Source organism: Paracoccus sp. FO-3 (genome assembly GCF_006386455.1).
Classification (GTDB): domain Bacteria; phylum Pseudomonadota; class Alphaproteobacteria; order Rhodobacterales; family Rhodobacteraceae; genus Paracoccus; species Paracoccus versutus.
Genome location: NZ_VCBQ01000160.1, coordinates 1 through 7398 on the forward strand (window position 1 = coordinate 1; position 7398 = coordinate 7398).

Genomic DNA, 7398 nt, shown 5'->3' on the forward strand with positions numbered 1-7398 from the left:
TCTCAGATTAAAGGGCAACGCGACATCAGCCCGCGCAGCCAATAGGTGCCGGGCGCGGCATGGTCGCGCCCGGTATGGATTTCATAGCGCACCCTGAACCGGGTGCGTTCGGTGATCTGGTATTCGCCGGGGAACGTCATGCACATCAGTCCTTCACCGCGAAAATGACGGTCTCGCCTTCGACGGAATAGGGCACGGCCTCGGAAAGAAGCTGCTCGAACGCGCTTGCCGGAACGCTAGGAAAAGAGGTCGTGACAATGTTGAGAAGGGTCGGCCGATCATCCTCGAACGCATAGCCGTTGATCGCCCATGCGATGATGCCGGGCGTGTGGATAGCTGGCGAGGAACCTAAGCGATATTCAGCCATGTCTGGCCTCCTTGTGGTGATGCCCTATCCGGTCTGGTGCCGAAAATTGGGGCGGGGTTTCTGGCGAGGTCCGCTGCAAGCGGCCCTCTCCTGAAAGCCTGCCTCCCGGCGAGGGCAGGAGGGGGGCCCACGCAAGGTTGTTCGTAGGGGAGAAGGGGAGGGGGATCACCCGGCCTGCACGAAGCCGGAGGCGCAGGAAGGCCGGGGAAACCCCTTCGCCCCGTCAAGCGAACAGCCTTGCGTGGGGGAACCGGCGGTTCCCCTGCCGCTCATGGTGGCGTTCGGCTTGTCCGAACCCCCATGAGCCGACGATAGATCAGGCCGCAAGCTGAAGGCGCAGCGTCGTCTTTTCACCGGCGCGAAGCGGGAAATGGGCGACGGCGAAACCGCAGTCGGCAAGAAAAGAGATGATCCCGGTCGCGGTCTTGAACTCTCTCACCTTGAACCCGCCCCGCGCGGCATCCATCCGGGCAGTCACCAGCATCTGAACATCGCCGGATGGATCGACACTCTTCATGACCCAAAGGCCGTGCCAGCTCGGCCCCTTTCGGAATGGCTGTTCACGGCATTCGATTTCGAGCTGGCCGCCATGTTCCAGGCTTTGCCGCAAGCCCTGCTCGCTGATGACATTCGGGGTAAGCTGGATCTTGTCGGCCACTGAAATTCCTCGTCTGCTGCGCATCAATATTATAGCATTGCAGACAGAAAGTGCATCACCGAATGGCGGATTCCTGCCACGGGGATGCACTGGCGATGAAAGGCATGGGGGCTGTCTGCCCCCGCGCCTCGCGGCGCTCCCCCGAGGATATTTTCAGGAAGATGAAAGAGGCTAAACCAGATCGCTCTTGATCGGGTCGGTTCGCCCTGCTGGCCGCCAGCCTGAATCGAAGAGGGTTATGCGCCCATAGCTCGGCCATGCGATTTTGAGGCGGGCAATACGGCGAAGTCGTGTCGCCTGCTCGGTGATGAGCTGTGCCACGTCGCTAACCGATGCGCCTTCTCGAAGGATATACCATTCCCGATTGCGGGTCCGGTCTCGTCCGGCCAGACGCCCGATCTTGGCGTGACAACGGGCTTCAAGAGCGAACGCATGGGGCATTTTCACGGTCTGGACAATGACCATTCTGCCTTGAACGCTGCGCGAAAGCTCTTTCCGCCGATCAACTGTCTTGCGCTGCGTGAAGCCGATCTTGATGCGGCGGGGGTCTTCCTCGTCACAGGTCAGATAGACGGTCCCCCAAGCCACATTCCGCCTGAACCAGCGGATACGGGTAAAGCCCCGAGATCGACGGGCCATCAGGCCCGCTCCGGCTCGGGCGCGATACCGTAAGGGCGTGCGGGACCGTAGCGAATGCCGTCCTGTTCAAAGAAGCCCATGCTCCCGAGTAGCCATGCGCGGTGAAACTCGGTTCCGGCGATCAGGCGGCGCACCTGGCGCGGCATCGCCCGGCCAGAGTAGCCCGAGAGGTAAAGAAGCATGAACAGACGGTTCATGCTTCTTCTTCTTTCACGGACTGCCACATCAGGACTGCCAGAAAGATCGACAGGCCAAAGGTGATACCGAAAATCCAGCGGTTGTATTCCACGACCAGCGCCAGAAGCCACGGCAATTCTGCTCCGGTCAATGCAGCAATGACCGGCGGCGCAGTCGTGATAAAAGCCGCCATGATCGGAAGCATGGCGCAAAGCCGATAGCGTTCGGGGACAAAGACCAGAACCAGCAAAAGCACGAGGGCAAAAGTGGTAATCATGATAAACGGATATAATCCGGCATCTCATGGATCATCAGCAGGCAATCCAGCCCGGCTTTGGCCAGCGCCGGCACCATGTCCGCCGCCGCCGCCGTATTGACCAGGGCCGGTGTGCAAGGCGGCATGGCGGCGGCAAGCCCTGCCAGATCCCAGCCCTCTGCCATGATGAAAACCGGACCAGTGGCGCGGAATGTCTTCAGCAACGGCCCGGCATTGGCAAGGAGGAACACCGGATCAAAGCCGCGCGCCCGCAACGCCCGCGCCAGATCGAGTGTCAGGATCGGCACGCCCGCCTGCTGCGCATCATGGGCCACCAAAAGGATCGGCCGGGCCAGGCCGGCAATGGCCCGCGCCATTCCTTCGCGCGAGACCGCAGCATCCCGCGGCAGGACCCGGGGCAGGTGACCCAGAGCGGCCCCAGTGGCCACATAGTGGCGAAACGCATGCATCTGCCCCAGCGACAGGTAGCAGCGCCGGTAAAAGCCCGCATCGAATCCGGCCGAGGGCGAGCGCCCCTCACCATCACCGTGACGGAAGAAATGCAAAACAGCCCCGGCTCCCAAGCCGGCCAGATCGGGGTAGCTGGCACTATACTCTTCCGGCACGATCAGAGGATGGGGTTGCCGCAGCCGCCCCTGCGCGACGCGCGACAGAAAATCCTCGAAAGCGGTGCCGCCGCGCTTGTGCCAGTTCCTGTGGCGCTCTTTGTAAAAGCGCGTGGAAAAGTAAGGTGACGGGTCGAGGCCGAGAGCATCGCCCTGGCTTTGAAAATGCTGCCAGGCCGGTTCGGGCGCGAGATTTTGCCCGAGTTGCCGGCAATAATAATCGGTGTCGAAGAATTCAGCCGGCATCGTCCATTCCATAAGCTGCCGAAACACCATGAGCCGATCAGCCATCCGGCCACAAGCGGGATGAGGGCGGTGCGCCGGTGTCGGAACTGTGCATGTCTGAGCCGCGCAGAAAGCGGCGGCAAGATGAATCCAGGGCTGAAGCCAGGAACATAAACCGGATAAAGGCAAGTGGCGCCAGGCGGCGGTGCGGCCGCACAGAGTCAGGTCGCCCGGCAGCCGCAGAGTTTTCGCGCCGGGGCCGCGCATGGGATCGTTTTTCGATGTGGATCGCCTTGTTGCCAGTCTCCATCGGCAGGGTCGTCCAGATCGTGGCCGCCCGGAATAAGCAACCGGCCGGAACGGAGCCCGGGATCAGTTCCCCAACAGAGCTGCGCCAGCGATACCGCAGGCAACTGTCACAGGGGCGAAGCAGATGCGTATAAGGCTTCTTCCAGCGCCTCCTGATGCGCAGGATGGGCAATGCTGATCATCCGTCCTGCCCGCTCTCTCAGGCTCAGCCCGCGCAGATCGGCCACGCCAAATTCAGTGACGATCACCGGGCCATCGGCCCGCCCGATGCTGACGGGGCCGGAAAGGCGCGGCACGATCCGGCTTTGCCCCTTTGCGGTCGAGGGCAGAGCGACAATCGGCATCCCGCCTTTCGAGCGCGCCGCGCCACGCAGGAAATCCGCCAGCCCGCCGACCGCGCCCAGATACTGGCCGCCCGCGATTTCGCTGTTGATCTGCCCGGTCAGATCCACCTCGATAGCGGAATTGATCGCGGTGAAGCGGTGCTGCGCCGCAAGGATCCCGGGCGCGTGGGTATGGCTGGTCGGGCGCAGCACCAGTTCGGGATTGAGATGCGCGAAACTGCGCAGTTTTGCGCCACCGATCAGCACGCCGCAGGTGCTGATGCCAGTGTCCGAGGGTTTATGGGCATTGCTGACCGCGCCACTTTCGCAAAGCGCCGCCATGCCCTCGCCGAAACTGCCGGTATGGATGCCGAGATCGCGACGGTCCTGCAAGGCGGCCAGCACCAGATCGGGGATCTGCCCCACGCCGGTCTGCAAGGTCGCCTGATCGGGCACCAGATCCGCGACATGACGCGCAATCGCCAGCTCGGTCTCAGAGGCGCGGCCTCCCCCCGGCTCTGCCATCGGCTGATCCGAGGGGATCAGCAGGTCGAAATCGGCCGCCCGCAGATAGGGGCCGCCAAAGGTCCAGGGCGCGTCAGAGTTGACCTCGCCGATCACCACCCTTGCATGGGCCAGCGCATCGGAAAGATATTCCCGCGCCATGCCCAGCGAATAACGCCCCATGGCATCGGGCGGCGGCACCTGCAGGAACACGACGTCAATGCGCAGCGCCCCGCTGGCGAACATATCGGGCAGGTCGGAATAATGCACCGGCAGGATCTCAAGCACACCGGCTTTGGCAAGCGCGCGATTGGGGCCGGCGCCGGTATAGCTGCTGAGGCGGATATGGTCGGCGCAATCGGCCGTCAGATCGCCGCCAAGGCCGATGCCCAGGAAGACGCTGACGCCGCCAAGGCTTGCCCGCGCCTGCGCGAGGCGGCGGATCAGGCTGCGCGGCTCGGCACAGGACTGGCCCCAGAGGATGCGGTCCCCCGGGCGGATCAGATCCGACAGGTCGGGCATGGCGTTACTCCGACGCGGGCTTGCCGAAGACCGGCTCGCGGCGCTCGCGCAGGGCGGCGAGGCCCTCTTTCACCTCAGGACCGCTGAAGCCCAGCATTTCCAGCGCCAGCGAGGCATCCATCATCGGCCCGGCGCTGCGCATCCAGTTGTTCAGCGAATGCTTGGTCCAGCGGATCGCGGTCGGTGCCCCTTTGGCAAGGCGGCAGGCGATTTCCAGCGCGCGCTCCTGCAGCTCATCCGGCTCGGTCACCATCGACACAAGGCCGATCCGCTCGGCCTCTTCACCCGTCATCGGCTCACAGAGCAGCAAGTAATATTTCGCCTTGGCGATGCCGCAGAGGATCGGCCAGATAATCGCCGCATGATCCCCCGCCGCCACGCCCAGCCGTGTATGGCCATCGACGATTTTTGCGGTTTTCGAGGCGACCGAAATATCGGCCAGCAGCGCCGCAACCAGACCCGCGCCCACCGCCGGGCCCTGGATGGCCGAGACAATCGGCTTCTCGCAATCGAGGATATTGTGGACCAGCTCGCGCGCCTCATGCCAGACGCGGACGCGGGCCCGGAAATCCTCGCTCAGCTCTTCGACCAGGCTGAAATCGCCGCCCGCCGAAAAGGCCCGCCCCTCGGCACAAAGCAGAACCGAGCGGACCTCGGCGTCGCGGTGGATCTGGCGCCAGACATCGGCAATCTCCTGATGGCCGATCTTGTCCAGCGAGTTCAGCCGCTCGGGGTGGCAGAGCGTCAGGCGCAGCACGCCCTCATGCGGCATGTCGGCGCGAAAGGCGGTGTAATGGCTATAGGCTTGCATGGCGTTCCCTTACTGGCTGCGCAAAGCCGCGATCAGCGGCAGGGCTTCGGGATTGTCGAGCGATGACAGATCGCCGGTCTTCTCGCCGCTATAGGCCTGGCGGATCAGGCGGCGCATAATCTTGCCCGAGCGGGTCTTCGGCAGCTGGCTCACCATATGCACGATGCCGGGGCGGAAGGGTTTGCCCAGACGGTTCGCCACCAGATCCCCCACCGTTTTGCACAAAGCGCTCGCGTCGCCCGCGAAATCCGGCATCGGCAGCACGAAGACCACCAGCTTCTGGCCCTTATCGGCGTCAGCGATCCCGACCGCCGCCGCCTCGCTGATTTCCGGCATTTCCAGCACGACCTCTTCGACCTCGGCCGGGCCAAGGCGCTTGCCCGCGACCTTCAGCGTGTCATCCGAGCGCCCCATCATCATATAGGCGCCGTCCGCCGTGCGGATCGCCAGGTCGCCATGCAGCCAGGAACCCGGCAGGCTGGACCAGTAGCTGTCGAGATAGCGCGCATCATCCTGCCAGAAACTGGCGGTCATGCCGATAAAGGGCTCGCGGATGACGATCTCGCCCACCTCGCCCTCGACCGGCTGACCTGTGGGGTCGGTGATCTCCAGCGCGATTCCGGGCGAGACGGTGTTGAAGCCACCGGGCCGGATGGGCCGCACCTGAACCGAAGCCAGCAGCGCGCCGGATACTTCGGTGCCGCCGGTATAGTTGATCACCGGGCTGCCATTGGCCGCGAAAACATTCTGGAACCACTGGAAATGCTCGGCATCAATCACTTCTCCTGCCGTGATCAGCAGTTGCAGGCTGGAGCGGTCATGGGTCAGCGCCAGCGCCTCATTGGCCGCAAGCCCCCGGATCAGCGTCGGCGCCGAGCCGAAATGGGTGATCTTATGCGATTTGATCAGGCAGGAAAGCCGCGACCAGTCGGGGAAATCCGGCGCGCCGGAGTAAAGAACCAGGGTGGCGCCGCGCAAAAGCGCGGTGGACATCACCAGAGTGCCGGCGATCCAGCCCATATCGGCGGGCCAGCAGAACACATCGCCGGCTCCGAGGTTGAAATGCACCGCCGCGTCATGGGCGATGCGCAGCGGAAAGCCGCCATGGGTATGGACCGGCCCCTTGGGCTTGCCGGTGGTGCCCGAGGTATAGATCACCATGAAGGGATCCATCGGATCCATCACCTCGGCCGCGCGCCCGTCATCTTCCGATGCGGCCAGCTGATCCCAGGTCAGATCGCCCCCCGGAATGGTGACGCCCGGAGCGGTCTTCCAGATCACCGTTTCAATGCCCGGCAGCGCCGCGCGCACTTCGGCCACCACACGCTGCATGTCGACATATTTGCCGCGCCGCATAAAGCCGGTGGTGGCGATCAGCACCCGCACGCCCGCAGGTTCCAGCCGCGAGACCACCGCCTCGCAGCCAAAGCCCGAGAAAAGCGGCACCATGATCGCGCCGATCGAGGCGATGGCCAGCACGCTGACGGTCGCCTCGATCCCGTTATCGCACAGAAGGCCGACCCGGTCGCCCCGCGCGACGCCAGCCGCGCGCAGGCCATGGGCGAAGCGGCGCACCAGAACCGCCAGCTCTGCATAGGTCAGCCGCCGGATGGTGCCGTCTTCAGCCTCGTCGATCACCGCGATGCGGGAGGCGGAGTTCGGGTCTTCGGCGACGGCAAGGACGGTATTGACCCAGTTCAGCTGCCCGCCAGGCCACCAGCGGGGAAATTCCTTGCCCTTTGACAGATCGGCATAGGCGTCGGGCTCGCGGCTCCAGCGCAGGCCAAGCCAGGCGGCCGCACCGCGCCAATAGGCCGCCGGATCGGCAACAGAACTGGCCAGCAGACTGTCGTAATCCTCCAGATCCAGAGCCGCCGCCAGCTTCAGAACCTGGGCCCGTTCAAAATGCTGTCTCTGGGGCAGCCAGGGTATCATATCCATCATCCCTCCTTGGCCTGCATTCCCCAAGTGGCGTGTCGTT

The 7398-nt window shown here is 64.0% G+C and carries 10 protein-coding genes; all 10 read right to left on the reverse strand.

The window, feature by feature from the left end; all coding sequences use genetic code 11:
- Positions 1-2 precede the first annotated feature (2 nt).
- The 10 genes from FE811_RS27710 to FE811_RS24940 all read right to left on the reverse strand — a co-directional run bounded on the left by FE811_RS27710 (position 3) and on the right by FE811_RS24940 (position 7358).
- Positions 3-140: a hypothetical protein gene (locus tag FE811_RS27710; protein WP_181180966.1), complete on the reverse strand. Its 138-nt coding sequence runs from the start codon at positions 138-140 to the stop codon at positions 3-5.
- 5 nt (positions 141-145) lie between these two features.
- Positions 146-367, reverse strand: a complete 222-nt coding sequence (locus FE811_RS24900) for a hypothetical protein (protein WP_140849206.1) — start codon at positions 365-367, stop codon at positions 146-148.
- A 316-nt stretch (positions 368-683) separates the two neighbouring features.
- Positions 684-1025 (reverse strand): hypothetical protein, encoded by a 342-nt coding sequence (locus tag FE811_RS24905; protein WP_074647542.1) that lies wholly within the window; start codon positions 1023-1025, stop codon positions 684-686.
- Positions 1026-1196: 171 nt separating this feature from the next.
- Positions 1197-1664, reverse strand: coding sequence for a GIY-YIG nuclease family protein (locus FE811_RS24910; protein ID WP_140849210.1), 468 nt, complete (start codon positions 1662-1664; stop codon positions 1197-1199).
- Positions 1664-1861, reverse strand: a complete 198-nt coding sequence (locus FE811_RS24915) for a hypothetical protein (protein WP_140849212.1) — start codon at positions 1859-1861, stop codon at positions 1664-1666. Before FE811_RS24915 ends, FE811_RS24910 begins: the two co-directional genes overlap by 1 nt.
- Positions 1858-2118 (reverse strand): hypothetical protein, encoded by a 261-nt coding sequence (locus tag FE811_RS24920; RefSeq protein WP_140849214.1) that lies wholly within the window; start codon positions 2116-2118, stop codon positions 1858-1860. The genes FE811_RS24915 and FE811_RS24920 overlap by 4 nt, the downstream gene beginning before the upstream one ends.
- Positions 2115-2969 (reverse strand): hypothetical protein, encoded by an 855-nt coding sequence (locus FE811_RS24925; protein WP_140849216.1) that lies wholly within the window; start codon positions 2967-2969, stop codon positions 2115-2117. Before FE811_RS24925 ends, FE811_RS24920 begins: the two co-directional genes overlap by 4 nt.
- Before the next feature lie 395 nt (positions 2970-3364).
- Positions 3365-4606: an acetyl-CoA hydrolase/transferase family protein gene (locus FE811_RS24930; protein WP_140849218.1), complete on the reverse strand. Its 1242-nt coding sequence runs from the start codon at positions 4604-4606 to the stop codon at positions 3365-3367.
- Between the two features lie 4 nt (positions 4607-4610).
- Positions 4611-5417, reverse strand: a complete 807-nt coding sequence (locus tag FE811_RS24935; protein ID WP_140849220.1) for an enoyl-CoA hydratase/isomerase family protein — start codon at positions 5415-5417, stop codon at positions 4611-4613.
- Between the two features lie 9 nt (positions 5418-5426).
- On the reverse strand, positions 5427-7358 hold the full coding sequence (locus FE811_RS24940; protein ID WP_219848948.1) for an AMP-binding protein: 1932 nt from the start codon (positions 7356-7358) through the stop codon (positions 5427-5429).
- Between the last annotated feature and the right edge of the window lie 40 nt (positions 7359-7398).